Raw genomic sequence first — 26,185 nt, 5'->3', positions numbered from 1 at the left:
GGTAGAGCGGAATACGCCATGTATTTATCCGCTGTTAATGTCTTTGTTTAGTCTTGCTTTTTATTAACACAAATACTCTGCAGGTTGTGGCACGATGGGCGTCGTGCATTTTGTTGTTGGATTTGCGGCTAGGTTATGTTTACTGCGTCGGCGACAAACAAAGATAGAACTACCTGCTTGCTTTTTCGCTTGTTTTTTTGCGCTTGAAGCAAGTTCGGCTACTTCATGATTTGTGCGGCATTGTGTTGGGTCTGGCGAGACAACAGCAGCAGACAAACTTAATAACGGGTAAAAGCATTCTTGTCCTACACGAGAGTTAGCATAATAACCTTTATTTTTAATGTGCTCTGAAGTAAAGAGCTCAAGCACTTTATGGTCAAACTCAAACAGTATTTGTTGTAGTATTTCGTACCAACCCGCATGTTGAAATATGATCACAAAGTCGTCTCCGCCGATGTGTCCGACATTAGCTTGGGTCTTTTCGGTGTATTTACGCAGCAACCTGGCGACGAGTGTGATCGCTAAATCGCCTTTGCTGTAACCATACAAATCATTAAACGGTTTGAAGTTGTCTAGGTCTAAATAGGCTAGATGGAAACTTTGACGGTGACTGAGTAAGCGGTCTACTTCGCGATCTATCGGCACGTTGCCAGGTAACATGGTTAATGGATTGGCATATTTTGCATGTTGAATTTTCGCTTCTGTCATTTGCTTTAGCAGCATGCGAATCGATCCAATGCCGGCGTATTGTCCGTTATGTGTAATAACAAAAGGGGCTCGGGCTTCTAATTGCGCATCATCCGTTAAAATATGGCTTAACTCATCAAGTGATGTGTCGCTTTCGATCACCACGATATTTTCTTCCATGAGTAAACTAATAGGATGCCTATCGTAGAGTGAGTGACCAAATGGCATTGAAAAGCACTCCATTAAATCGGAACGTAAAACGATGCCAACCGGTTTTTTTTGATCCACTACGGGGATGCAATGTAAGGTTTTGTTGTTTCGAAATAAATCCATCACCTGCAATGTGGTGGTGTTTTGCTCAACCGACAGATTGCGTTCAAGCAAACCCGTTACGGTTTCTTGTGCAAATAATGGCGTATTCATTGGTGTTGCTGTTGGACGGTTGATTATTGGCGTGGGTAGCGCGACTTGTGGCTGACTTTCTGGTTTGGTAAATAAAAAACCTTGCACAAAACAAATACCGAGCTGCTGTACTAAATTAAATTCTTCTTCGGTTTCTATCCCTTCTGCTATCACGTGTGAGTGGGTGACGGTACCAAGTGAGTGCAATGCTCGCAAGAACTCTTTTTTAACGGGGTCTGCGCAGCAACCTTTAATAAAAAAACGGTCAATTTTAGCGTATTCAGGTTGCAGGGTTGCCCATTGCATTAAACCGGAGTGACCTGTGCCTAAATCGTCTATGGCGAATTGTGTGCCTAAACTTTTGAGTTCATCAATGATGTGCTTCAACTTGAGTAAATCATTAACGGGGTTTATTTCAGTGAGTTCGATAATTAATTTGTGTGCGGGTATACGGTATCGATCAAGTAAGCTTCGTAGGCATTCTTTTGTGTTTAACGTGGTAACTAAGGTGTCGGGACTTATGTTGATAAAAACTTTAGCGCTTAGTTTTTGTTGTGCGTAATTTGCTAACGCTTGTTCAAAACAAAGTATTTCGAGATCGGCCAAGCGGTTTACGGCAATAGCCGTTTTAAATAATCCATCTGGGTATTGCAGTGTAGAACCTTCTGGACCTCTGCTCAGTGCTTCGTAACCTAATACACGACTATTATTTAAATTATAAATAGGGTGAAATACGGTTTGTATGGTTTTATTACTGAGGATGTTATTTAGCTCAAGGTCATGGTAATGATTAGCTATCATGCTATGTCCTATCGAAAAGGGTGTGTTTTCGCACACTTTAATCCGCTTTTATGACTATTTAATGACGCAGGTTCAGATAAGTTAGGTCGGAATTGAACATTTTGAATTTACAGGTTTTTTTCACTTATTCAAGTGTGTTATTTATCCAGTATTGTGGCTGAAAAGTTAGTTGTTTGGTTTTTTTACTAAGGTCTGGATTAGTTAAGGTGTAAATTATACGTTCATTTATATTTACTTTTTTATTTAAGTTTTTAACCAATGGGTGCTGTTTAAAAAAGACGGTAAATTCGCCACTGGCAATCAACTGCTCAAAACCAAACAGTAATCGGTAATGAAGTCGGTGATTTTGTTTGCCGACGAAAAAATACATTGGAGCGGGGTATTTTAGTAAAATGTGTTTTTCAACAATGAGTTCTGGTTCGTTTTCTATCTCTTGCCAAGGTTCATATATACCTCGTGGATAAAAATCAAAACGCTGTTTTTTTAACATGATTAATAAATTGTCTTTACTGGCTTCTACCACGTTGAAACCGTTGTGACGCAGTATTTTATTGTCTGACCATTTAAAACCTTGACCTAAACGCATTTTTTTTAGTGTGTCGAGTGTCGTTTTGCGCGTGAAATAAGGTTGATTATCTTGATGGATTATGAATATTCGGTAGCCTAGCATCCCTTTTATGAGTGGGATATATATCGCTTGCAGTTCTTTTTCTAGCGCTTGTGAAGTCATACGCCAAGTGATGTCGATTGTACTTTGTTTAGCGATAAGTTTTGAGGTTCTTGCTCTTGGGATTTCGGCGACAAACGGCACTAACTCATATGGCCCAAACGTACTTTCGCTTTTTTGCATGATTAATGTGAGTAGCTCAACAGGGTAAGATTGCACAACTGAAGGATTATGAGCCGAGACATTGTAGCGAATAATGTCTTTTGATTGCGCAAGGTTTGAGAGCAATAACCAACTGCTGACTACGATAAATACAATAAGCGACTTTATTGTATCCATAACGGTTTGTTCTTTTGTAATTGACGGGTTTTTTCTGATAACAATGGATTATCAAGTTGAATAATACGTCGGTCGGCTAATTTTACTTTTTTTATGATGTTAGCGGTAATGGGATGGCTGTATAAAAACGTATCAAACTCTCCATTTTTTATTAACTTATTTAAACCACTCTCTATCCGACGATGTAAATGTTTATTTTGTTTATTAACAAAAAAATACATGGGGGCGGTGTATTTTAATAAAAAATTGCTTTCGACTGATAAGCTGGGTTCATTTTTTATTTCGGTCCAAGGTTCGTGTATTGCTCGTGGAAAATAATCAAAACGTTGGCGTTTTAACATGGGAATTAATTTGATGGCAGAGCCCTTTATTACATTAAAGCCATTATGTTGTAATATTTGACTGTCGGGCCAATCTAAGCCTTGTCCGGCTGTATAAGATTTAAGTGTTGTTACCGGCATTGTTTTTGAGAAGCGAGTCTGATCTTCTTTGTTGATGATAAAGACTCTAAAGCCCATTAAACCTTTGAGTAGAGGCACGTAAATCGCTTGTAGTTTTGTTTCTAATGTTTGGCTGGTCATACGCCAAACAACATCAATAGCGTCTTCTTGTTCAACCATTATGGATGTTCGCCCTTGTGGCATTTCATAAACGACGGCTTTTAATTCGTAAGGACCAAATTCGTCTACGGTCTGTTTTAGTGCTAGATCGAGTAATTCAATATTATAAGCTTGTTTAGGGTCCGGGTGTTTGACTGAAATGTTGTAATGGATCACATCTGTTGCCTGAGCATGACTCACCAATACATTGAGCATTAAAAATACAAAGGCAAACCATTTTGGCATGTTATTCCATTTTAATAAGTTTAAAAATTAAGTATAGCGCTTGTTTTAAAATTAACCTGATACCGTGTTGATTATGCTGGGGGATAATCGATTTAATGATCAGATCCAGATAATAATCTGTGTTTGTAGATGAAAAGCACAAAATTAGTATCTAAAATAAATTTATTGACCTAAGCCTTTTTTATAAGCGTTATATGATGAACGTTGGCGGGAGGGAGTATGGATAACAAGCGCATAAAGTCGCCTTGTGTTCGTAACTGTTGTTTGGATGAGAGTGATATTTGTATAGGTTGTGGTAGAAGTTTATATGAAATAACGCATTGGACTCAATTTTCTGCACAACAACAGCGCGAAATTGTGGCAAAATGCAGGCAGCACTGTCGGTTTTCACCTTATAAACGCTAAAACACCAAAATTATATTGTTTTTTCAAACATTTGTGTTGAAATCGGTCAGTAATTTATTTTAATTAATGCAATAACAAGTTGGATCATCAATTTGATTCTTTTACTTGTTATTCTTCCAACCTAAGCAGTTGAGGGGAACATATATCGTGGAAATGATGTCGGGCGCCGAAATGGTGGTACGAGCTCTTAAAGATGCCGGAGTTGAACATATATTCGGGTATCCGGGTGGTGCGGTTTTAGATATTTATGATGCGCTTTTTGCCGCAGACATAAAGCATTTTTTAGTGCGTCATGAGCAGGCAGCTGCACACATGGCTGATGGTTATGCACGAGCCACAGGTAAAGTGGGTACGGTTTTAGTTACATCTGGACCGGGTGCGACGAATACAATCACAGGTATTGCAACCGCCTATATGGATTCTATTCCTATGGTTGTGTTATCTGGGCAAGTGCCAACCTCTATGATTGGTGAAGATGCCTTCCAAGAATGTGATATGGTTGGGTGTTCTCGTCCAATTGTTAAACATAGCTTTTTGTGTAAAAAGCCGGAAGATATTCCAGTTATGATAGCTAAGGCTTATCATATTGCGTCGACGGGGCGACCGGGTCCTGTGGTTGTTGATATTCCCAAAGATATTGTGAACCCTAGAGAATCTCATCCTTATGAGTATCCTGCTGAAATTAACTTGCGCTCTTATCACCCTACCGTTAAAGGTAATAAGCGTCAGATTAAAAAAGCATTAGAATTATTAGTCGCGGCTAAACGCCCCGTTCTTTATGTGGGTGGCGGTGCGATTGCGGCCAATTGCAGTAAAGACTTAATCAAATTTGCTGAGCGTTTAAATATTCCTGTTACGAATACACTGATGGGACTAGGTGCATTTCCTGGTACGCATAAACAATGTGTTGGCATGCTCGGCATGCACGGTACGTTTGAAGCAAATAAAACCATGCATAATGCCGATTGCATTTTAGCCTTGGGTGCGCGTTTTGATGACCGTGTAACCAATAACGTGAGTAAATTTTGTCCTGATGCGACGATTTTGCATGTAGATATTGACCCCGCGTCTATTTCTAAAACGATTAAAGCGCATGTGCCCGTTGTTGGCGCGGTCGATGATGTTTTAGCTGATTTTCTTGATTTGTTGAAAGATAAAAAAGTTAAGAATGATGCGGATGTATTGAGTGACTGGTGGCAACAAATTAACACTTGGCGCGAGCAAGATTCTTTGGCTTATGCAAAAAGTGATACACAAATTAAACCACAGCAAGTTATTGAATCCATTTATAGAGCGACAAATGGTGAAGCTTATGTTTCTTCAGATGTGGGCCAGCATCAAATGTTTGCGGCTCTTTATTATCCGTTTGATAAGCCTCGCCGTTGGATTAACTCGGGTGGCTTAGGCACCATGGGCTTTGGTTTACCAGCTGCAATGGGGGTTAAAGTTGCCGTTCCTGATGCGGTTTCTATTTGTGTAACGGGTGATGGCTCAATTCAAATGAACATTCAAGAATTGTCGACTTGTTTGCAATACGGTATTCCGGTGAAAATCATTTCATTGAATAACCAAGCGCTAGGCATGGTTCGTCAGTGGCAAGATCTGAATTATGGTGGGCGTCATAGTCAATCGTATATGGAATCATTACCTGACTTTGTTAAGTTAGCTGAGTCGTATGGTCATATTGGTATTCGGGTTTCTGATCCTGCTGAGCTTGATGCGGCAATTGATAAATGTTTTGCGATGAAAGATCGCTTAGTGTTTATGGATATTAATGTTGATCAATCTGAACATGTTTATCCGATGCAAATTAAATTTGGCTCAATGGACGATATGTTATTAAGCAAAACGGAGCGTACATAATAATGCGTAGAATCTTATCTATATTATTAGAAAATGAGCCGGGTGCTTTGTCGCGCATTGTGGGGTTGTTTTCTCAACGTGGTTATAACATTGAAACGTTAACAGTGGCGCCTACTGAAGACGAAAGTTTATCGCGTATTACGATCACCACTTTAGGTGATGATCGGGTTATTGAGCAAATCACAAAGCAAGTTAATAAGTTAATTGATGTGCTTAAAGTGAGTGATTTAACTGAAGGTGATCATATTGAGCGTGAATTGATGCTGGTTAAATTAAAAGCGGCAAGCGCTAAAGTGCGTGATGAAATTAAGCGTACTGCCGATATATTTCGTGGTCAAATCGTTGATGTAACGCCTACAACTTATGTTGTTCAATTGATTGGCACGAGTGATAAATTAGATGCTTTTATTGAATCGGTTCGTACTGAAACCGATGTGATTGAAACATCGCGTAGTGGTGTGACAGGCTTAGCTCGTGGCGAACGTGCATTACGTATTTAAATAGCATGTTATAAATCAAACTCGCATTATGGCGATTTTGGATGTATAAAAAGCGCATAATAATTATGCGCTTTTTTTATGCGTTTTTTGCACACTGGAATAATAAAAAGGAATACAAAATGGCTGGAGCGAGTTTACTGACTTTATTAGATGATATTGCATCTGTTTTAGATGATGTGGCGGCAATGACTAAAGTGGCTGCCCGTAAAACGGCAGGTGTTTTAGGGGATGATTTAGCGCTTAATGCAGAGCAAGTTTCAGGGGTTAGAGCTGAACGTGAATTACCGGTTGTTTGGGCCGTTGCAAAAGGGTCAGCTTTAAACAAAGTGATTATTGTGCCTATCGCGTTAATGTTGAGTGCTTTTCTTCCGTGGTTGATTACGCCTTTGTTAATGCTCGGCGGTGCGTATTTGTGTTTTGAAGGTGTTGAAAAAATAGCGCACAAGTTTTTTCATGCTGCCGATAATGCACAAGCTAAAAATGACTTACTCGCCGCGGTTGCGGATCAGAATATTGATTTAGTTGCTCTTGAAAAAGAAAAAATAAAAGGTGCAATTAAAACCGATTTTATTTTATCAGCTGAAATAATTGTGATTGCACTTGGGACGGTACAAGATGCGACTCTTTTAATGCAAGCTGCTGTTCTCGTCGGTATTTCTGCGGTGATGACGATTGGGGTTTATGGCTTGGTCGCGGTTATCGTCAAGCTGGATGATGCGGGTTATTACTTAATTTCACAACCTAAATTAGGTATTTTTGGGGTGGTGAAACACAGCATTGGTCGCGGTTTATTAGCTTTTGCACCTAGGTTAATGAAGTTATTAACCATCGTTGGTACTGCGGCTATGTTTTTAGTAGGTGGCGGTATTGTTGTACATGGTTGGCCTTGGTTACATCATTTAATTGAAGCTGGATTAACGTGGTTTAATATGGCTGGCATTAGTATGATATGGCAATTTAGCTGGCCTTTAATTGCGAATGCAATGGTGGGTATTGTGGTTGGTGCGTTAGTACTCGCCATTGTTAGCACGTTAACTAAGCTTAAAGCTACTCGGGGTTAATCTATTTATCAGCATTATCATTGGGCTTGCGGTAATTGAATGGCAAGCTCAATTAAATGAGCTGTATTTAAATGATGTAATTGTGCTGTTTGAAATGTACTTGTAATTACGTCTTGATTTAACGGCATTTGACTAATTATTAGCACTATATTTTTGCAGTTTGGAATATCAATAAGCCACTGGTGTGCGAATACTTGACGAAGTGGGATTAAAATATCAAGCATATCTTGTTCATCGTTTGGTAAGAGGTTAATGGCGATAATTCCTGCGGTGTTGATTGATTTGTGTAAGTCTTCATAAAAGCGTTGAGTCGTTAAGCTTTCTGGTGTTTGTTCTCCCTCAAAAATGTCACATAAAATGACATCATATTGTGTTTTATTTTGGGCTAAAAAAGACTCAGCGGTTTGATTAGCTATGTTTAATGCGTTGGGTAGTTGAAAGTCGGTTTGAGCTAAACTGATTAAGGCAGCGTTAACTTCTACCGAGTCTATTTTGAGTTGCGCTTTTTCGTGTTGTAAATAACGCTCAAATGCACCGGTTGCCATGCCTAAATTACATAGTTTTAGCGGCTTGTTTAAAAACACACTGCTCAACATTGCGTGTTGATAATCTGCAACTGGGATTGACGGCTGATCTAAATTGATTATCGAAATAATAGCTGAATTACTGGGATGATAATGATAAAGCCATTTTAAACTTTGGTGTTGATGAATTTGAATATGTTCAATTTCAGTCGTTTTGACGAGGCTTTTTTGTGAGCGACTAAGTAATAACAATTGCTCTATATTCATGGGCTTTTTTACCTCTATCATTTTGGTGTTTAATCAAATTACAGAAAAATTGAGATGTATTAACGATGCTAAGGTGAAGTTAGTATACTCTTGTTTATTTTAATTATTATTGGAATTTTAGGTGAAGCTAGCAACTTATAAAAGTGATTTACGTGATGGCAAGCTCGTGGTCGTTAACCAAGATTTAACATTAGCGGTTGATGTAGAACATATCGCGCAAACGATGCAAATTGCGTTAGAAAATTGGGTTGTGGTAGCGCCTATTCTTAATGCTATTTATGCGTCATTAAACCAAGGGCGTGTGCAAAATGCGTTTGAGTTTGATGTGGAGCAATGTTTAGCTCCTTTGCCTCGTGCATATTTTTGTGTTCATGCTCGAACCGAACCGCAAACCGGAGATTGGCAATTTGAACAAGTCCGGTCAGATAACTTTTTAAGTGCACATAACGCTTCATTAATTAAAGATGCGGTTACAGACGATATGAGGACAGACGTGTTCTCTACTATTGCGGCGATAACATCAGAAATTCCAACCGGAGCATTACCTGGCGAACTTAACGATTCTATTTGTTTGTTATTACTGTGCTGCCATGTAAAACAAAACGATGTTAAAGCCGATTCAGTAAATGGCGCGATAAAGGGAGATGCTCATTATCAAAAAGTTTTTTCGCCTGTTGCGGTGACTGTGGATGAGTGTGAGTATGAACAAGTAAATCAATCGACGTTTACAACGACGGTGAATCATAAAGTTGTGAATGAAGAGCAAATAATCCCTTTTAATATTAATTTTAGCGAAATGCTGTCGGCCTTAACATCTAAACAATCTTTAAATGCGGGGGCGGTGATATGTGCTTTCATGCCTGAAACGCCCTTGTTTAGTCAGTCTTCTAAAGGTGCTGTGGTGGATCAAATAGAGGTGTTAACACCAGAGCTAGAGTCAATTTTTGGTTCAATGTCATTTATTGGGTAATACGCTTTAACTTGTCTATAGTCTAATTAGGCTATCTGATTTTTACGGTGAGTTAATGCGCAAAGTTGAAAAAATAAGCAAGTTAGTCGAGATGGAAATATTAGCCCGAGTGCCTATTTTTAAGTCATTGACAGCGCAAGAGCGAAATTGTTTGATTGTTGATGAAGTTGAATTTTTTCAAGCCGAGGCTGGTGAACATATTATACAACAGGGTGACACAGACCATTATTTTTATATTTTATTGTCTGGTCATCTGGCCGTGACAAAAAACGCAAATCAAGCGCCTATTGCGACTATTGAGCCTGGTGATTTTGTTGGTGAAATTGGATTTATTACTAATCAGCCGCGAACTGCCAATGTTGCGGCCATTGAAGACTCAATGCTTATCCGTGTTGATCAAACGGTGATGAAAATTTTACCCATTAGAGTACGAGAGCAAATCAAAGATAAAATGATTAATGGCTTAGTTGAAAGAATGAACCATCTAAATGATGAAGTTATTTTATTACATGACCAGCTAGAGTCACAAAGTGAAGCATTAACGACTTTGCAGTCATCTAACAATGAGCAAACGAAAACAACAAAACATCGTGAGATCAAAGGTAGCTGATTATTTTTTTGCGATTGCGGCTCGTAACCAAACAGATCCGCCGATGACCGTACCGATGATCACGCCATAAAGGTGCGCATCTATCGCTACATTTGTTCCAATTAATGTTTCGATACTGCTATCACTACCATAAAATTGCTCATGACTCACTTTTGCAATTAAGCCTAATAATAACAAAATACCCCCGCGCTCTTTGTGTTTAATATCGAGTATCGCGCCAATGGCAATGAGACTGTGCAACACGGCAGAAAAACCGACATAATGACTGTAGCTTGCTTGCATTAACATCACGGTAGAAAGGCTAAATATTACAATAAGGCAATACAAAGACAGGTTTTTTAGCGAGTAGTAGTGGCCATGCAATGCCCATATTCCGAGTAAACCGGCTAAATTTAGCAATAAGTGATTTACATTACTATGGACTAGATGTCCCGTTAACATTAATTCGTATTGATGATTATCAATTGCTTGTTGAGTTAAACCTAAATCAATTTTATAAATGAATGCATAAATTGAAACCCCACCAATTGCGATGGCCCATAGTATAAACGGCAAAGTATATTTTGATTGCCAGGGCAGTTGTTGGATGATTTGTTTGATTGCACTGAACATATAAAATTGAACCTGTTAATATGGTATTTATTTTCAAACGTCAGTGGTAGTCAATTGTGAATACCCAACAACATGACTCACTGCGTTTTAATCGAATTAGTCTATCACATTGTGAATAATGCAAAGCAATAAGTTAATAATATGTGGGGGCTTGAATGGCAAGGCAAATTTGTGAACGCTGTTATCGTCCTCAAACGGTATGTTATTGTTCGATTATCAAGCGGGTTGATAATCCATTTTCTATCAGAATTATTCAACATAAGCTTGAGCAATTTAAAGCTAAAGGTACTGCTCGATTAGCTGAGCTTAGTCTTGATAATTGCGATATCGAAATCGTTGATCCGAATGTTGAGAGTTGGATGCTGCATGCGCAGGATATTGTGCTGTTTCCTACGGATGATGCCACAATACTAACAAGTGATTATATTGAAACCGCAGATTTGACCAATAAGCGTTTTGTTATTCTTGATGGTACTTGGCGTCAGGCAAACCAACTTATGCGAGCTTGTCAAAACAGGCACAAGGCGTCATTTATTGCATTAGGCGTGACAGATAAAAGTTTATATTCAGATTTACGTAAAACCAAAAAAAAAGGTGCGTTTTCTACCTTTGAAGCGATCACGTATTTATTAGCCGATTTAGGCTGTCAATCGAGTCAAATATCGATGCTCGAACACACATTTAAACATTTTTTAGATTTTCAATTATTTATACAAAAGAAAAATAAACATGATCCTGCAATTTAAATCGTTATTAGTCATATTTTGTTCTGTTTTTTTTATTTTTATGCTGACTGGGTGTTTTAGTCTTGCGAGTAAATCAAACTCGACCGTAATTGAAACCAGAGAGCCTGAAGCTGCGACTGGCGTAAATCTTAAGCAATCGGTAACTGCAAATCAGTATATGGTGGTGTCGGCTAATAAGCATGCCTCTCAAGCCGGTCTTGCGATGTTAGAAAAAGGAGGCAATGCTATTGATGCTGCCATCGCGATACAAGCAATGCTTACCTTAGTTGAACCTCAATCATCTGGTATTGGTGGTGGTGCTTTTATGTTGTATTGGGATAATAAAGCCAAAAAGCTTTATACCATTGACGCACGTGAAACGGCACCTAAAAATGCAACGTCAGATTTATTTTTAGATAAAAACGGCCATGCGATTAAGTGGATTAATGCTGTTGTGGGTGGCCGCTCTGTTGGCGTGCCGGGTGTTTTAGCCGGGTTAGAATTAGCGCACCATAAATGGGGTAAACTGACTTGGAAAAGTGCCTTTCATGATGCGGTTAATTTAGCCGAACAAGGTTTTGAAGTTTCTCCTCGGTTGGCTAAGTTAGTTGAAATGCAATATAACCCTGGTATTAAAAAGCTCTCTAAAGCAAATCAGTATTTTTTCCCTAATGGTGAGCGATTAAAGGCTGGCGATAGACTCACTAACAAACCATTGGCTCGGTCTTTGTCTACGATAGCAACCCAAGGTGCAAAGGGGTTTTATACTGGGCAATTAGCGAATGATATTGTTGATGCGGTACAAAACGCAGAATTAGCGCCTGGTGTTTTGAATTTGCAAGATTTAACCGACTATCAAGCGTTAATTCGTGAACCTGTTTGTGGTGAATATCATGAATTTAAGCTATGTGGTATGGGGCCGCCTAGTTCGGGAGGGTCAACGGTTATTCAAATACTTAAACTATTGGAACCTTTTAATTTAAGTCAATACGAACCCAATAGTGTTGAGGCTATTCATTACATTAGCCAAGCTGCCCGTTTAGCCTTTGCTGATCGTGGGTTATATATAGCGGATCCTGACTTTGTTGATATACCGCTTGTACAAATGATGGATGCAACGTATTTAAAAAAACGCAGATCATTAATTCCAACGGATTCTGATATGGGGAAAGCCTACCCTGGTCAATTTGAACATTATAAAGTAGCAAAAGATAACGCGCTGGAATTACCGAATACAAGCCATTTTTCAATTGTCGACGGTGAAGGCAATGCAATCTCGATGACATCGAGCATTGAAATGGCTTTTGGCTCGGCCGTTATGGTTGGTGGCTTTTTATTGAATAATCAACTAACGGATTTTTCTTTGTCGCCTAAAAAAAATGGCTTGTTGGTTAATAATCGAGTGGAAGCGGGTAAGCGCCCGCGTAGTTCAATGGCTCCATTTATGGTGTTTGATAAAAAAGGCCAGTTTAAAATGGCATTAGGATCACCTGGTGGCTCTCGAATTATAAATTATGTTAGTCATACGCTAATTGGCGTTTTAGATTGGCGCTTGAGTTTGCAAGAGGCAATTGATTTGCCCAAATTTACACACCGTAATGATTATTTAGCCTTAGAAGAGCGAACTACGTTAGCTTCAAAACAGAATCAATTTGAACTGAAAGGTTACAAAGTTAAAGTTAGAAGTTTAAACAGTGGTATCCACGCTATCATAAAAGATAAGAGTCTGTTAATTGGCGCAGCGGATCCAAGAAGAGAAGGTATTGCACTAGGGCGTTAGCGTTTATTGCAACAAACTAGTGACTGTCATGGTCAGAAAGTCTATTTGATCCTTATCGTCGATAAGGATCTGCTTTTATTTTTTTGACTTTCCATTCATTGAGTTGCTTCTCTAGTTCAATTGTCTTTAAATCTCGGATTGTTCGGCCATCATATGAGCCATCAAAATACAAAGTCACTTTCGCTTTTGTCGCAGACGCGGATACTAAAAGCTCCCCTTGCCCTGTTGTATCAACCGAAATATCCACCGTATCAAACTTCATATTTATAAAGTGGCGCTGAACGGCTTTAGCGGTTTTGTAATGCAACATGATGCGTGTTGTTTGTGGTGTGGCATATTTAACCGCTTTATTTAAATCGTTTTGATTATAAAGTGCATCAAAAAATGCAATAGCGGCATCTTCAGGCTTTGATTCTTGTTTAGTAGGTTCATTATTGCCACAAGCCGATAGCAATAATGAGAATAAAATACCCATGACCAACGCTGATAAATTTGGTTTAGATTGAATCAAAGCCAGTAACCTCTAAAATATTGAAGAATAATGTACCGTTTGATTGTGATTGCTATAACGCGATAAGTAAAGAGAATGGTAGCGTAACTTTGTTGTTTATAGTGATAAATTATTCATAGTCAGGGCTATTGCATATTTTATGTATATTTAACTAAATATGATTTCGGTTCTACATTCAAGAACCCTGCTGATCGCTTTAATTTCCAACGTATACTTATTTTCCAAGAAAATTACTTGATAACACTCACATCTATAGCCCATTGTTTTTATTATTCGGTAATAATATCCTTAAAGGTCATATTTTATATCCTGTAGACTTTGTTCTCAACGTTCCTGTACCTCGAATAGTCTTAGTGAGTTGGACAAGCTCACGCGATAAGCTCGAGATATAGCAAAGCGCTTCCGTTTGTTCTTTATTTTTGATAACACTTTCCTAATTCAGAATACAAACTTTACCAAAAACTAACCGTTAGTTGGGTATCTTTTTTTCAAATTATTGAAGTTTAACCCATCAATGATGAACAAAAACTAATATTAAGTGTAGAAGTTAAACGTAAAGTCATTATTAACGGCATGAGGATTATCTATCAATAAGTATATCTTGAAAATTATCGCGGAATGTCTGTTAATTTTTTGTCATACAGAGTTGATATTATCCAGTTTTTATAATTAATTTCCACTACAGCTGAAGTAAAACAATGAGAGGTCGCTTAGTATTTAAATCCTGTTGACAGGCTTACCTAGAAAGGTATTTTTTTAATATGGAGTGATTAATTGGCTGTATTATTGTGCAATAAAAGCCAATTAGTTCTCGTTTTATGACTTTGTGTATTAAAGGGAACGTTCTCCTTAAAAATAATATTTTTTTACAATATCTTACCTGTTATTATATTGAGTTATAATTAGCATTGATTATATATTTTTTAGTGCTACTACCTATTTTATTAATACGTCAAGCTACTATTTTATTTAGCTGAGGTTATATTTTATAATGAAAAGAAGGCTACAATGAGTGTAAATTTTATTAGTGGTTATCAATCAGCTCTGATTCGATTACACCAAACTACAGATCTTGCCGCTGTATTTATTTCAGCCATTATTACGTCATTATTTTTTCATAATGAATTTTCTTTATATCCCTTAGGCGGGATTATGACGCTCATTTTTATTATCGTAAGTTTAGGCGTTTATCTATCTCTAGGTATGTATAGACCTTGGCGTGGAGAGAAAAAAGCGAAAGAATTAACAAGCGTTTTTATTGCTTGGTCTTTTTCATTCTCGATCACTTCAATACTCGCATTTATTGTCGGTGTTGCTGATTATTCAGACAAAAATATTTTCATTGTTTGGTATTTTGTTGGTTTATTTATTAATTCTTTTAGTCGTTTGAGTGTTAGGGTTATTTTGAATATGCTTCGCGACAAGGGCTATAATGTAAGAAATATAATCATTGTCGGAGATGATGAAGTAACGCGAAGTGTTATTGCTAGAATAACGCAAAGTAAATGGACTGGTTATCGTATTAAAGGCTATTTTGGCGATAATAAAATTGATGTTCAAACTCGTCATTTAGGTGATTTTAGTGATGTAGAAAGCTATATGCTTGAAAATTCTGATTCGACAGAACAAGTTTGGATTGCCTTGCCATTATCTGATGCTTTAATGGTACAAAAAATAGTTCAAAGTCTTGAAATGTTTGTTGTTGATATTCGATATGTACCAGGTCTTGATGATTTTAATCTGATCAATCACTCTGTAAGCATGGTTTCGAGTATGCCAGTAATTAATCTAAGTTCGAGTCCAATGTATGGAATGAATCGTTTCCTGAAAGCATGTGAAGATAGAGTCTTGTCTTTTTTAATATTATTAATGATTTCCCCAATCATGCTCATTCTAGCTCTTGGAGTAAAACTAACGTCGCGAGGGCCTGTATTTTATAAGCAAGAACGTGTTGGCTGGAATGGCCAAGCTTTTAATATGCTTAAATTTAGATCTATGCCTATTAATTCAGAAGCAAATGGTGTGCAATGGGGTAATGCGAGTAAAAAAACCACAACAAAATTTGGTCAATTTATTCGAGCTACAAGCTTAGATGAATTGCCACAGTTTATAAATGTGTTTCTCGGTGATATGTCAATCGTTGGACCTAGACCTGAACGGACTGTTTTTGTTGAAGAATTTAAGACTCAAATTCCAGGTTACATGAAAAAACATATGGTTAAAGCTGGAATAACCGGTTGGGCTCAAATAAATGGTTGGCGGGGTGATACTGATTTAAATAAACGTGTTGAATGTGATCTTGAATATATCCAAAATTGGTCTTTAATTTGGGATATTAAAATTATATTTTTAACTTTATTCAAAGGTTTCATTCATGAGAATGCCAAATAGGTATATCTTTAATTTTAAGCCTATCAATTTTAGATAGGCTTTTTAAAACTATCTAATTACTCCTTATAATCCTCTTGCTCAATCACACTTAATATTTTATGCCCTAGGTGTATTATTTAGTCACTTTTAATGAGAGCAAAGAAGTATTCTATGAGTAAACTAACCATCTATAACCACGCAGATCCTATTAAGGTAATATTAGAGAGTACGGACTTAGCTATTATTGCAAAGGCGTTGTATAAAGTGGGTGTTCTATTTGAACACTGGCAAACTCTTGATTATATAAGGGTAGGTGAAAGCAGCGAAGATATTTTAGCTGCTTATCAATCGGATATTCAGCGTATCAAAAAGCATGGAGAATACTCGACTGTAGACGTAATTTCTTTAGCTAAAGGTAATGTATCGGCAAGTGAATTACGTGCTCAGTATTTATTCGAACATACACATGATGAAGATGAAGTTCGATTTTTTGTTAAAGGGCAAGGGTTATTTTGTTTACATATTGGCGGTTTTATATACCAAGTTTTATGTCAAGAAGGCGATTTAATTTCTATACCAAAACAGATTAAACACTGGTTTGACATGGGTAGTGATCCAGAATTTACGGTTATTCGCTTCTTTTGTAATGATTCAGGTTGGGTCGCGAAAAGTACGGATGATATTATTGCGAGTTTATTCCCAACACTTGATTAGCTATTAGCTTGTATAGTTAAAATATCATTTGAGTAGTTTTTTATTTTATAGTCAAAGCGATCGGGTTTTAGGGGCAGGTTTCTAGTTCCAGGCGAAATCTAAGTACTTACATCCCTGTCAGCAAAGCCGTCAAAGCTACCGCGTCCTGCTATCGCCCCTTACCTGCATCCATGCAGGCAAGCTTCGAGACGCCATGAGCATATGCTCTACTATGTGATAGGGCCGCCTAAATGGATTTAGGTGTTAGAACGACGCAGGAGCCAAAGTCGAGAGTAAGCGCTGACAATGAACCATAAAACCTGAGCGAGAAGACTATATCAGTCAAATGTACCCGCTGGATTTAATCGGTTAAGGGGAAGTAACCTTAGTGAGAATAGAGTGTAATGTCTTATTGCATTTCTCTAAGTTTGGTACGCCTGTGAATTGTTGTAAATTCAATGTCCCTTTTGCTAAATGCTTTTTAAGACTTTGCTCAAGATTTTGAATGAACGTTCGATCTTCAGTGTTGATATAGTGATAAATGCCGAAACTGCTGTCTTTCAGTCTATTAAAATAAAAATCATTTTGCTCTGTAGAGCACAATAATTTTTTATAAGCAGGGTAAGGTGATAAAACAGCATCAACTATATTGAGATCTAACATCTTTGATAATTTTGCCGTTTGGTTTATATATTCACAATTAATTCCTAAACGTGCACATATTATTTTACCTTTCTCAAAGCCACTCGGCATGCCATAAACAAAGCCTTTATTTATGGTGCAGTATTTTGGTTTTATGCAAAATAAAGCAACAGCCACTTTCGCAATTGCCGGCTTTATTTGAGTCGCTAGTACATTCAAATCACCGACTGCTTCCGTTCGAAAAGCTTCAGCTTGAATGGTATTGTTTTTAAAGTACTTAAAGCCACGTTTAGCCGGGATAAATAGATAAGTTGGTTCAATATTGAGTTCATCATAAACTGCATTATAAAAAAATTGTAATTCTTTGCTCGTCTTCGTGTCTTCAATTGCTTCGGGAATGTTAATAACAAAGTCGACTTTATGATTCGCAGTTTCGTTACCATTCACATTAAAGATAAAATTAAACACGACAAGGGTCAAAACTAGTGACAAGCTAATAGCTGTTTTCATGCAAGACCCCACTTATGTTTTTATTAAAATATAGTCTTCTCGCTCAAGTTTTATGGTTCATTGTCAGCGCTTACTCGCCCCAATCACATAGTAGAGCATATGCTCATGGGGTCTCGAAGCTTGACGGCTTCCCCTAAAACCCGATCGCTTTGACTATAGCTTAAATTGCCTATTAATCATTGCTTGTTCAAAATATATTGTTGAATGCTTTAGTCATCTTATATGCCCAAATAATTCAAGATACTCGCTCAGGATCTAAGTCTCGGTGGGTTTTAAATTAATTTATGCTGTTAAACAGGCTTAATTTAACCCATTAAATTTACACCTATTTGTCGCGGGTATATGGGGGTAGGTGAGCCTGAGCAGGAAGCGCAAGCTGTGCCTACATCAATTTAAATTATCACTGCCCCAACATTTTGAAGCGACTTGAGTATATTAAATGTAGCACTTCGTCGGGAAATTATAATATGGTTTCTTTTCTAGGTAGCAGAAATGTTATGATGTGCTCTATAACTGTGCTTTTTTCGAATTGATCTTATGTAAACCATCAACGTTGATGGGCTTAAGTTTGCCCTGTTTTAAAATCGCACATATTATTTTTCTGTTACATGATAAACAAGGTTATTTGTGAATTTAACTCGTAATAAAATTGATCATTCTTTTTCTGTTGCCCCAATGCTCGATTGGACAGATCGTCACTGTCGTTATTTTTATCGTTTAATGAGTACAAAAGCGGTTTTGTATACAGAAATGGTGACAACTGGGGCGATTATTCATGGCAAGGCTGATTATTTACAGTATTCAGATGCTGAACACCCTGTTGTTTTACAGTTGGGTGGAAGTGATCCTGAAGCTATGGCACAAAGTGCAAAAAAAGCAACAGATTACGGATACGATGAAATTAATATAAATGTGGGTTGCCCCTCTGATCGAGTACAAAATGGCGCATTTGGTGCTTGCTTAATGGCTGAACCAGAGCGTGTCGCTGATTGTTTAAAATCAATGAAAGCAGTTACCGATACACCTATAACTCTTAAAACACGTATTGGTATTGATGATTTTGACAGTTATGAATTTTTAACTGAATTTGTTGAAAAAACCATGGCTCAAGGTTGTCATCATTATATCGTACATGCCCGCAAGGCTTGGCTTAAAGGTTTAAGCCCCAAAGAAAACCGCGAAATACCAGAGCTTAATTATGATCGAGTTTATCAATTAAAACGTGATTACCCGGCGTTAATGATTTCAATTAATGGTGGGATAAATACATTTGAGCAGGCTGCGCAACATTTGTTGCACGTTGATGGGGTTATGCTTGGGCGAGCCGTTTATCAAAATCCATACATGTTAACGGATGTTGATAGTCGTTTATTTGGAGCAGAAACACAAAAACAAAGCCGTGAAGCGATTGCATTAGCGATGATCCCTTATATTGAACAGCAATTAAAAGATGACGAACGAGCGACTACTTGGCATGTTTTAAGGCATATGCTGGGGTTATTCTCTGGTCAACCAGGGGCCCGATCATGGCGTCGTTATTTAAGTGAAAATGCCCGCCATTATGCTAACGATCCACAAATCGTCCTTCGTGCAATAGATGCAATGAAATAAACTGCTTTTCGCGAATGTAGTCTATTGCATTCGCCTCTTTCTCTACTAACCTTAAATTATATAAGCCGTTAAGCTATTCATTCTGAATGTTGAAGGATAGCAAGTTGGTGCAGCTTATTTTTATTTCCCTATTTTAAATGCATTATTGTGGAGTAACGATCTTGGCAAAGCACGAATTTGTGATGACGGACCAAAATTTTATTAATATTCGTGATCAGGTATATAAGTCGGCAGGTATTGTATTAGGTGATCATAAACGAGAAATGGTTTATTCGCGTTTAACTCGCCGCATTAGAGCATTAAAACTTGAAGATTTCACTGAATATTTACACTACCTCGATTCACATAAAGATGAAGAATTTAGCCATTTTATTAATGCAATCACCACTAATTTAACGTCTTTTTTCCGAGAGTCTCATCATTTTGATTTTTTAACTCGACAAGTGATCCCCGAATTAAAAAAAATTCATGCAGTTGATAAACGAGTTCGCTTTTGGTCAGCAGGTTGTTCAACTGGTGAAGAGCCCTATTCAATTGCGATGACTCTAGCGAAAGATCTCATGTTACCAGGGTGGGATGTAAAAATACTCGCGACCGATCTTGATTCTAATGTATTAGCGAAAGCGGCCAAAGGTATTTATTCTGATTCAAATGTTGAAACCATACCTGATCAAATAAAAAGTAATTGGTTTGTGAGAAATCAAGCTGGTGATTCGTTTAAAATTAAAGATATAGCGCAAAAAAACATTCATTTCAAACGATTAAATTTATTAGAAAAATGGCCAATGAAAGGGCCGTTTGATGTTATTTTTTGTCGTAATGTAGTTATTTATTTCGATCAACCCACTAAGGATGAATTGTTTCAGCGTTACGCTAGTTTACTGCGACCGGGTGGTTACTTATTTTTAGGCCATTCTGAAAGTATGCAACGAGGTGTACAAGAGTTCGAACCGCTAGGCCATACTATTTATCAACGAAGGAAATAACATCATGACTACGTTGTTACAACCTTTTCGAGGGTTTGAAAATATCAAACGCTTTGTTGATAAGCGGCGAGATATTGTTATTGCTAAAATATTACCGGGCGAACTGTACGTCACCAAAAATAATGAATTGGTTTCAACGGTATTAGGCAGTTGTATTTCGGCATGCATATGGGATGAAAAATTAGGTATTGGCGGCATGAATCATTTTATGTTGCCAATTAAAAATGATAACCATGGTTCAGTCGGTTGGGAAGGTGACCTAAGTTATACTTGCCGATATGGTCACTGGGCGATGGAACATTTAATCAACGAGATTATGAAAAATGGTGGCCAACGTGACAATTTACTAGCAAAAGTTTTTGGTGGTGGCAAAATCGTACCTAATATGTCGGATGTTGGAGAGAGTAATATTGATTTTGTTCGACATTTTTTACGTGAAGAGCATATTCCTGTTGTTGCGCACAACGTGGGAGGGCCTTGGCCTCGAAAAGTTTTGTTTCATCCCAATAGTGGCACGGTTAAGTTAAAAAAACTGCGTAGTTTACACAATGATACTATCCAAGCCAGAGAGTCTATTTACCTTAATGGTATTGAACAAGAAGAGCAAACTGGTGATATTGAATTATTTTAAAATTAAGGTCGTATATGGCTATTAAAGTACTAATTGTCGATGACTCGCCACTGATTAGGGGGCTGTTAACCGAAATATTAAATGTGGCTCCTGATATTAATGTTATCGGGACAGCTGAAGACCCTTTTGATGCCCGTGAAAAAATTAAACAATTAAACCCTGATGTGATCACGCTTGATATTGAAATGCCGCGGATGGATGGTATTAGTTTTCTTAAAAACTTAATGCGCTTACGGCCAATGCCTGTGGTTATGGTATCCACATTAACGGCGGAGGGCGCGCCAGCAACGTTACAAGCCTTGGAACTTGGGGCTGTCGATTATGTCTCTAAGCCTAAAAATAATGTTGCAGAAGCCTTAACTGAATATCAATTTGAGCTACACACTAAAATTAGAGCGGCTGCGTTAGCTAAAATTCGGTCAAATGCTGAAAGGCAAAAAGCCGTTGATAGCACACCTCATTTTAATGCGAGTAAATACACTTTTAAAAGTGACTATATTCTGGCTGTCGGCGCTTCAACAGGTGGTACAGAAGCCATTAAAGAGGTTGTTTTAAACCTGCCGACACATTGTCCGCCTGTTGTCGTTACTCAACACATACCGCCTATGTTCTCAACATCGTTTGCTATTCGTCTAAATAATACGGCTGCGGTAACAGTACATGAAGCTTGTCATAATCAAAAGCTAGAACCAGGTCATGTTTATATAGCGCCAGGTGATGATCATCTTACGATCAAAAAAACAGCGTTAGGCTATATTTGCCAGTTGGATAAAGGTCCGTTAATTAATCGACATCGCCCGGCTGTTGATAAGCTTTTTAGCTCGGTTGCACAAGCAACTAAAGGCAACGCGACAGGGGTTATTTTAACCGGTATGGGCGCAGATGGAGCACAAGGCTTATTAGAAATGCGTCAAGCGGGTTGTCCTACTATTGCTCAAGATGAAGCGACAAGTGTGGTTTGGGGAATGCCAGGCGCAGCGGTGCAATTAAATGCGGCACAATTTGTTGAGCCGCTCAATAAAATTGCTAAAAAAGCGTTGATGAGTGCATGCAAGCGTTAAGTTTTACTCAAACATATCTATTTGAGAGCATTAATTGAAGCGCTGTTTGAATGTAAGCAGCGTTTTATTTTTTTAAGTCGCCCGCAACAAGGCTTGGATGAAATAACGTTAAATCAGATAACGCATGCCCAATACAGCAAAATGTATAACCTTTCTCTTGTTCTTCAGGTGTGATCACGGGCGGTAAATCACCATAACTGACTTGGCCTTTGTTTTTGTTTATACAAACACAAGCGGTACATACACCCTGCCGACAACGATAAGGAAAAGATAACCCCGCCGCTTCAGCCGCTTCTAAAATAGTATCATATTCATCTGCTTCAAAAGTTATCCCAGCGGGTTCAATGGTTATTTTATGTTTCATGTTTTATACCTTTATTTAGCTTACCGACCAGATTAATCATCAATTCCGAGTTCATGCCATATTGAATCTATTTTCTCTTTTACGCTGTCGGGCATCGTAATTGGTACGCCCCATTCACGTGTTGTTTCACCTGGCCATTTGTTGGTTGCGTCCATACCCATTTTTGAGCCTAAGCCTGAAACAGGAGATGCAAAATCTAAATAATCAATCGGTGTGTTTTCGATTAACAATGTATCACGAGCGGGATCCATACGGGTCGTGATCGCCCAAATAACATCGTGCCAGTCGCGTGCATTAACATCATCATCGCAAACAATAACAAACTTGGTATACATGAATTGACGTAAGAAAGACCAAACCCCCATCATCACACGCTTAGCGTGACCTGGATACTGCTTCTTCATTGTTACAACCGCCAGTCTGTATGAGCAACCTTCAGGTGGTAGATAAAAGTCGACTATTTCTGGAAATTGCTTTTGCAATATAGGAACAAATACTTCATTCAGCGCAACACCTAAAATAGCGGGTTCATCAGGCGGCCGTCCAGTATAAGTGCTGTGGTAGATTGGATCTTTTCGATGTGTAATATGTGTTACGGTGAACACTGGGAAATCGTCAATTTCATTATAATAGCCAGTATGGTCACCGTATGGACCTTCGGGGGCTGTTTCATCGGGGGCAATATAGCCTTCTAAAACAAATTCGGCACTTGCTGGAACTTGTAAATCATTACTGATTGATTTAACAACTTCGGTATTATTGCCACGTAATAAGCCGGCAAATGCATATTCTGATAAGGTATCAGGTACCGGTGTTACTGCCCCGAGGATAGTGGCTGGATCAGCACCTAAAGCAACCGATACGGGGTAGTTTTCACCAGGGTGTGCCTTCTTAAATTCTTGGAAGTCCAAAGCTCCACCACGGTGAGATAACCAGCGCATGATCACTTTGTTTTTACCCAGGACTTGTTGCCTATATATGCCTAAATTTTGACGATCTTTATTCGGCCCTTTAGTAACTGTTAAGCCCCAAGTGATAAGCGGAGCGGCGTCACCTGGCCAACAATGTTGAATCGGTAACTTTGTTAAATCAACATCGTCTCCTTCAATGATGACTTGTTGACAAGGGGCTTTTTTAATTTGCTTTGGCGCCATGTTTAATACTTGTTTGTAAATCGGCAACTTAGCTAACGCATCTTTAAAGCCTTTTGGCGGCTCAGGCTCTTTTAAAGCAGCGAGTAATTCACCAACACCGCGCAAAGCGGTTACCGAGGTTTGGCCCATGCCCATTGCCACACGCTCTGGTGTACCAAATAAATTACATAAAACGGGCGTGTCAAATCCGATCGGATTTTCAAATAATAAGGCTGGGCCGCCTGCTCTTAATGTGCGATCGCTTATTTCGGTCATTTCTAAATGAGTCGAAATGGGTTGAGTGATGCGCTTAAGTAGGCCTTTTTCTTCTAAACCTTGAATAAAGTCGCGTAGATCTTTGTATTGCATGAGTGAACTTATTAATTAGCGATGAGTAAAGAAAGATACAGGTTTAACAGTACTTTTAAAAGCCTATAAAAAGCGATACCCCAAGTGATCTTAAAATGCAGAACACACAATTGAGATCACTCTGTTATGTTTAAAACTTAAAATTGATAACTTAACTTTAGTCTAAAAGTGCGTGGCTCTAATGGATGAAAATGAATATCTTCAACGCCCTCACTGGGTTCATTTGTTAAACGAGATGCATAATAGTACGTAATATCATGGTCTTGGCTGTCGAGTAAATTTAAGCAATCAAATCCTATTTTTAATTGTTGCCACTGGTATGCAACACCTAAATTAATGGTTTGGGTGCTGGCTGCTTTTATGTTGTTTGTGCTTTCTAAGGCACGGGCAGAAAAGTAGCGATATCTAAGTGAACCTTGCCAGCCCGTTTTAGCGGCTATGTAGCTTATACCCGCGCTGCCTACAAAAGGTAAAGCGCCATCAATGTATTGCCCTTCGTCAGTTTGTTGATCGCGAAAACGAGAATGATTCCATGCGAGTTCAGTATCTAAGCTCCAGTTATCGGCAAACCAGTAGAAAGCACTCAGCTCGACACCGTAACGCTTCGAGGGGCGACTTGCTTCTGTATTACCGGCATCACCCACAAATAATAATTCAGAGTCCAATTGTAATAACCATAAAGCGGCTGAAATATTAAATGTTTCATTATCAAACCAACGCATGCCGAGTTCAGCGCCTTCTGATTGCACTAAAAGGTCAACCGGAGCTGTGCTTTCATTTGTTTGTGGGTCTTCTGTAATGGTTACGCCCCGTGCATCATTAGAATGAAAGCCTTGGCCTACATTAGCGTAGGTTTCTAAATTGGGATTAATGCGATAATTAAGCATTAATTTTGCGTTTGCGATCCCGTCGGTTGCGGTGCCGCTATTGTTAGCTCGATCGCTGTTAACATCAAGGTTAAAGTGGTCGTAACGAATGCCGGCGGTCGCTGTTAATTTTTCTGTTAAGTTGGTTTGTGCTTGATAAAACAACCCGAGCGATTGCTCGTTAACGTTATCGGTTCTTATTGTGTTTAATCTTGTTCTTTGTTGGCTACGGTGTAAGCCAACTTCTTTAATATCATCAATTCGCAGTTGTATACCCGCTGTTTGCTTTATCTTGAACTGTCCTAAATTGAATTGTTCATTATAGCTGATCGCACCGCCGTAAAGGCTGCGTTGATCGACTTGTTCAAATTGATCGCCTTGCTCAGGGTGATCAAGCAAGTAAGTAAAATTAGAAAATAAGTTGAGTTCAGATTGGATAGCATAAGCCGATAGCTGCCAATGCGCATCTTGCCATTGGCCCGATAAACTGTAGCGACTTGACTCTCCGCCCACATCGGGGTCAATTGAGCCTAATGGATCAATTATACCTTGTTCAATAGCTCGCATCGGAATTTGATCGGCTGAGTTCCAACTGTTGTCATACGTCATTAATGTAAGATTAAAGTCACCTTGGGCAAGCGTGCTTGTATAACGAAGTAAGGCATTGGTTTTATTAATATCTTCGTCAATATCAAGCCAAGGGCCACTATATGTTTGATGCTCTAAACCGGCGAGTAAATTGCCATTGGATAAAGTGACTTGCCCTGCTGCAAAAAGGCGTTGATAGGCGTTTTCACCCAAGGTTAAATTGATTAACGGTTGGTTTAATTTATTTTTCAGGTTGAATTGTGCAGAGCCAGCCGCCGAAAAATCGCCCACTTCTGCATAATAGGTTCCTTTTTTATAGTCTATCGATTTAACCAGCTCCGGAATAATAAAGTTAAGGTCGGTATAACCTTGGCCATGACCATGTGTGCGCATATTGACGGGCATGCCGTCAATATGGGTCGCGAAGTCTGTGCCGTGATCTAGATTAAAACCGCGTAAGAAGTATTGGTTTGCTTTACCTGAACCGCTGTGCTGAGTCACCACCATTCCAGGAACAAATTCAAGCAACTCACCGGTTCTTAACATTGGGCGAATATCTATTTCTATTTGACTAATTGAACCTGCTGATGCCGACAGTGTTTGACCTAATTCCGTTGTTTTGTGCCCTTTGATTGAAATGGTTTCGTCAGGTTTATTAGATGGGTGAGCATGTGCCGCATGAGAGCTTGCTAAAACGAGGGCGCATAAAAGTAATTTATTTGTCATTGTTACCGACTAGGGGTCCTTCTAAATGATTAACTCGCTGTATTGGTTTAATCATTGTGGTGCAAT

At 38.5% G+C, this 26,185-nt stretch carries 24 protein-coding genes; 14 read left to right on the top strand and 10 right to left on the bottom strand.

Going from position 1 to position 26,185, the window contains the following annotated elements; translation table 11 throughout:
- Window positions 1–63 precede the first annotated feature (63 nt).
- The 3 genes from DPX34_RS02890 to DPX34_RS02880 all read right to left on the bottom strand — a co-directional run bounded on the left by DPX34_RS02890 (window position 64) and on the right by DPX34_RS02880 (window position 3,741).
- A complete protein-coding gene (locus tag DPX34_RS02890) occupies window positions 64–1,890 on the bottom strand; it encodes a GGDEF domain-containing protein (protein WP_111976906.1) in 1,827 nt (608 codons plus the stop codon).
- A 124-nt stretch (window positions 1,891–2,014) separates the two neighbouring features.
- Window positions 2,015–2,896 carry a hypothetical protein gene (locus DPX34_RS02885; RefSeq protein WP_111976905.1) on the bottom strand — a complete coding sequence of 294 codons (882 nt, stop codon included), beginning with the start codon at window positions 2,894–2,896 and terminating at the stop codon, window positions 2,015–2,017.
- The gene (locus DPX34_RS02880) at window positions 2,884–3,741 is read right to left on the bottom strand and encodes a transporter substrate-binding domain-containing protein (RefSeq protein ID WP_111976904.1); all 858 of its coding nucleotides are present in this window, start codon (window positions 3,739–3,741) and stop codon (window positions 2,884–2,886) included. Before DPX34_RS02880 ends, DPX34_RS02885 begins: the two co-directional genes overlap by 13 nt.
- A gap of 219 nt (window positions 3,742–3,960) precedes the next feature.
- On the opposite strand from DPX34_RS02880, the gene DPX34_RS02875 reads away from it, so the two are divergent.
- From DPX34_RS02875 to DPX34_RS02860, 4 genes are all read left to right on the top strand, one after another.
- Window positions 3,961–4,146: a DUF1289 domain-containing protein gene (locus tag DPX34_RS02875; protein ID WP_111976903.1), complete on the top strand. Its 186-nt coding sequence runs from the start codon at window positions 3,961–3,963 to the stop codon at window positions 4,144–4,146.
- A 147-nt stretch (window positions 4,147–4,293) separates the two neighbouring features.
- On the top strand, window positions 4,294–6,009 hold the full coding sequence (locus tag DPX34_RS02870; RefSeq protein WP_111976902.1) for an acetolactate synthase 3 large subunit: 1,716 nt from the start codon (window positions 4,294–4,296) through the stop codon (window positions 6,007–6,009).
- A gap of 2 nt (window positions 6,010–6,011) precedes the next feature.
- Complete coding sequence (gene ilvN / locus DPX34_RS02865) at window positions 6,012–6,509, top strand: acetolactate synthase small subunit (RefSeq protein WP_111976901.1); 498 nt, start codon at window positions 6,012–6,014, stop codon at window positions 6,507–6,509.
- A gap of 119 nt (window positions 6,510–6,628) precedes the next feature.
- Window positions 6,629–7,570, top strand: a complete 942-nt coding sequence (locus DPX34_RS02860) for a DUF808 domain-containing protein (protein WP_111977013.1) — start codon at window positions 6,629–6,631, stop codon at window positions 7,568–7,570.
- 17 nt (window positions 7,571–7,587) lie between these two features.
- On the opposite strand, the gene DPX34_RS02855 is transcribed toward DPX34_RS02860, so the two are convergent.
- Window positions 7,588–8,361: a fused MFS/spermidine synthase gene (locus DPX34_RS02855; protein WP_111976900.1), complete on the bottom strand. Its 774-nt coding sequence runs from the start codon at window positions 8,359–8,361 to the stop codon at window positions 7,588–7,590.
- 121 nt (window positions 8,362–8,482) lie between these two features.
- Here DPX34_RS02855 and DPX34_RS02850 point away from each other — a divergent pair, with 121 nt between their 5' ends.
- Both DPX34_RS02850 and DPX34_RS02845 read left to right on the top strand, forming a co-directional pair.
- Window positions 8,483–9,331, top strand: coding sequence for a hypothetical protein (locus DPX34_RS02850; protein WP_111976899.1), 849 nt, complete (start codon window positions 8,483–8,485; stop codon window positions 9,329–9,331).
- 55 nt (window positions 9,332–9,386) lie between these two features.
- Window positions 9,387–9,941, top strand: a complete 555-nt coding sequence (locus DPX34_RS02845) for a cyclic nucleotide-binding domain-containing protein (protein ID WP_111976898.1) — start codon at window positions 9,387–9,389, stop codon at window positions 9,939–9,941.
- Here DPX34_RS02845 and rrtA read toward each other — a convergent pair whose 3' ends face one another.
- The gene (rrtA, locus tag DPX34_RS02840; protein ID WP_111976897.1) at window positions 9,942–10,553 is read right to left on the bottom strand and encodes a rhombosortase; all 612 of its coding nucleotides are present in this window, start codon (window positions 10,551–10,553) and stop codon (window positions 9,942–9,944) included.
- A 155-nt stretch (window positions 10,554–10,708) separates the two neighbouring features.
- Here rrtA and DPX34_RS02835 point away from each other — a divergent pair, with 155 nt between their 5' ends.
- Together DPX34_RS02835 and ggt are read left to right on the top strand one after the other, a co-directional pair.
- A complete protein-coding gene (locus DPX34_RS02835) occupies window positions 10,709–11,299 on the top strand; it encodes a tRNA-uridine aminocarboxypropyltransferase (protein ID WP_111976896.1) in 591 nt (196 codons plus the stop codon).
- Complete coding sequence (gene ggt, locus DPX34_RS02830) at window positions 11,283–13,058, top strand: gamma-glutamyltransferase (RefSeq protein ID WP_232824628.1); 1,776 nt, start codon at window positions 11,283–11,285, stop codon at window positions 13,056–13,058. The genes DPX34_RS02835 and ggt overlap by 17 nt, the downstream gene beginning before the upstream one ends.
- A gap of 52 nt (window positions 13,059–13,110) precedes the next feature.
- On the opposite strand, the gene DPX34_RS02825 is transcribed toward ggt, so the two are convergent.
- Complete coding sequence (locus tag DPX34_RS02825) at window positions 13,111–13,569, bottom strand: nuclear transport factor 2 family protein (RefSeq protein WP_111976895.1); 459 nt, start codon at window positions 13,567–13,569, stop codon at window positions 13,111–13,113.
- 1,008 nt (window positions 13,570–14,577) lie between these two features.
- On the opposite strand from DPX34_RS02825, the gene DPX34_RS02820 reads away from it, so the two are divergent.
- A complete protein-coding gene (locus DPX34_RS02820) occupies window positions 14,578–15,960 on the top strand; it encodes an undecaprenyl-phosphate glucose phosphotransferase (protein ID WP_111976894.1) in 1,383 nt (460 codons plus the stop codon).
- Window positions 15,961–16,110: 150 nt separating this feature from the next.
- Window positions 16,111–16,653, top strand: a complete 543-nt coding sequence (locus DPX34_RS02815) for a 1,2-dihydroxy-3-keto-5-methylthiopentene dioxygenase (protein ID WP_111976893.1) — start codon at window positions 16,111–16,113, stop codon at window positions 16,651–16,653.
- A gap of 348 nt (window positions 16,654–17,001) precedes the next feature.
- Here the strand turns inward: DPX34_RS02815 and DPX34_RS02810 are convergent, their stop codons facing one another.
- A complete protein-coding gene (locus tag DPX34_RS02810) occupies window positions 17,002–17,784 on the bottom strand; it encodes a hypothetical protein (protein ID WP_111976892.1) in 783 nt (260 codons plus the stop codon).
- Between the two features lie 627 nt (window positions 17,785–18,411).
- Here DPX34_RS02810 and dusA point away from each other — a divergent pair.
- The 4 genes from dusA (at window position 18,412) to DPX34_RS02790 (ending at window position 22,073) form a co-directional block, all read left to right on the top strand.
- On the top strand, window positions 18,412–19,395 hold the full coding sequence (dusA, locus tag DPX34_RS02805; RefSeq protein ID WP_269815502.1) for a tRNA dihydrouridine(20/20a) synthase DusA: 984 nt from the start codon (window positions 18,412–18,414) through the stop codon (window positions 19,393–19,395).
- Window positions 19,396–19,577: 182 nt separating this feature from the next.
- On the top strand, window positions 19,578–20,381 hold the full coding sequence (locus DPX34_RS02800) for a CheR family methyltransferase (RefSeq protein ID WP_232824636.1): 804 nt from the start codon (window positions 19,578–19,580) through the stop codon (window positions 20,379–20,381).
- Between the two features lie 4 nt (window positions 20,382–20,385).
- Window positions 20,386–21,012 (top strand): chemoreceptor glutamine deamidase CheD, encoded by a 627-nt coding sequence (cheD, locus tag DPX34_RS02795; RefSeq protein ID WP_111976890.1) that lies wholly within the window; start codon window positions 20,386–20,388, stop codon window positions 21,010–21,012.
- Window positions 21,013–21,026: 14 nt separating this feature from the next.
- Window positions 21,027–22,073, top strand: coding sequence for a protein-glutamate methylesterase/protein-glutamine glutaminase (locus DPX34_RS02790; protein ID WP_111976889.1), 1,047 nt, complete (start codon window positions 21,027–21,029; stop codon window positions 22,071–22,073).
- Window positions 22,074–22,137: 64 nt separating this feature from the next.
- Here DPX34_RS02790 and DPX34_RS02785 read toward each other — a convergent pair whose 3' ends face one another.
- The 3 genes from DPX34_RS02785 to DPX34_RS02775 all read right to left on the bottom strand — a co-directional run bounded on the left by DPX34_RS02785 (window position 22,138) and on the right by DPX34_RS02775 (window position 26,119).
- On the bottom strand, window positions 22,138–22,437 hold the full coding sequence (locus tag DPX34_RS02785) for a 2Fe-2S iron-sulfur cluster-binding protein (protein ID WP_111976888.1): 300 nt from the start codon (window positions 22,435–22,437) through the stop codon (window positions 22,138–22,140).
- A 32-nt stretch (window positions 22,438–22,469) separates the two neighbouring features.
- A complete protein-coding gene (ubiD, locus tag DPX34_RS02780) occupies window positions 22,470–23,939 on the bottom strand; it encodes a 4-hydroxy-3-polyprenylbenzoate decarboxylase (RefSeq protein ID WP_111976887.1) in 1,470 nt (489 codons plus the stop codon).
- 137 nt (window positions 23,940–24,076) lie between these two features.
- Window positions 24,077–26,119 carry a TonB-dependent receptor gene (locus DPX34_RS02775; protein ID WP_111976886.1) on the bottom strand — a complete coding sequence of 681 codons (2,043 nt, stop codon included), beginning with the start codon at window positions 26,117–26,119 and terminating at the stop codon, window positions 24,077–24,079.
- Between the last annotated feature and the right edge of the window lie 66 nt (window positions 26,120–26,185).

It is taken from the genome of Algibacillus agarilyticus (assembly GCF_003286125.1).
Taxonomy (GTDB): domain Bacteria; phylum Pseudomonadota; class Gammaproteobacteria; order Enterobacterales; family Alteromonadaceae; genus Algibacillus; species Algibacillus agarilyticus.
The sequence above is the reverse complement of the archived record's forward strand: the minus strand, read 5'-3'. Positions and strand labels throughout refer to the sequence as shown.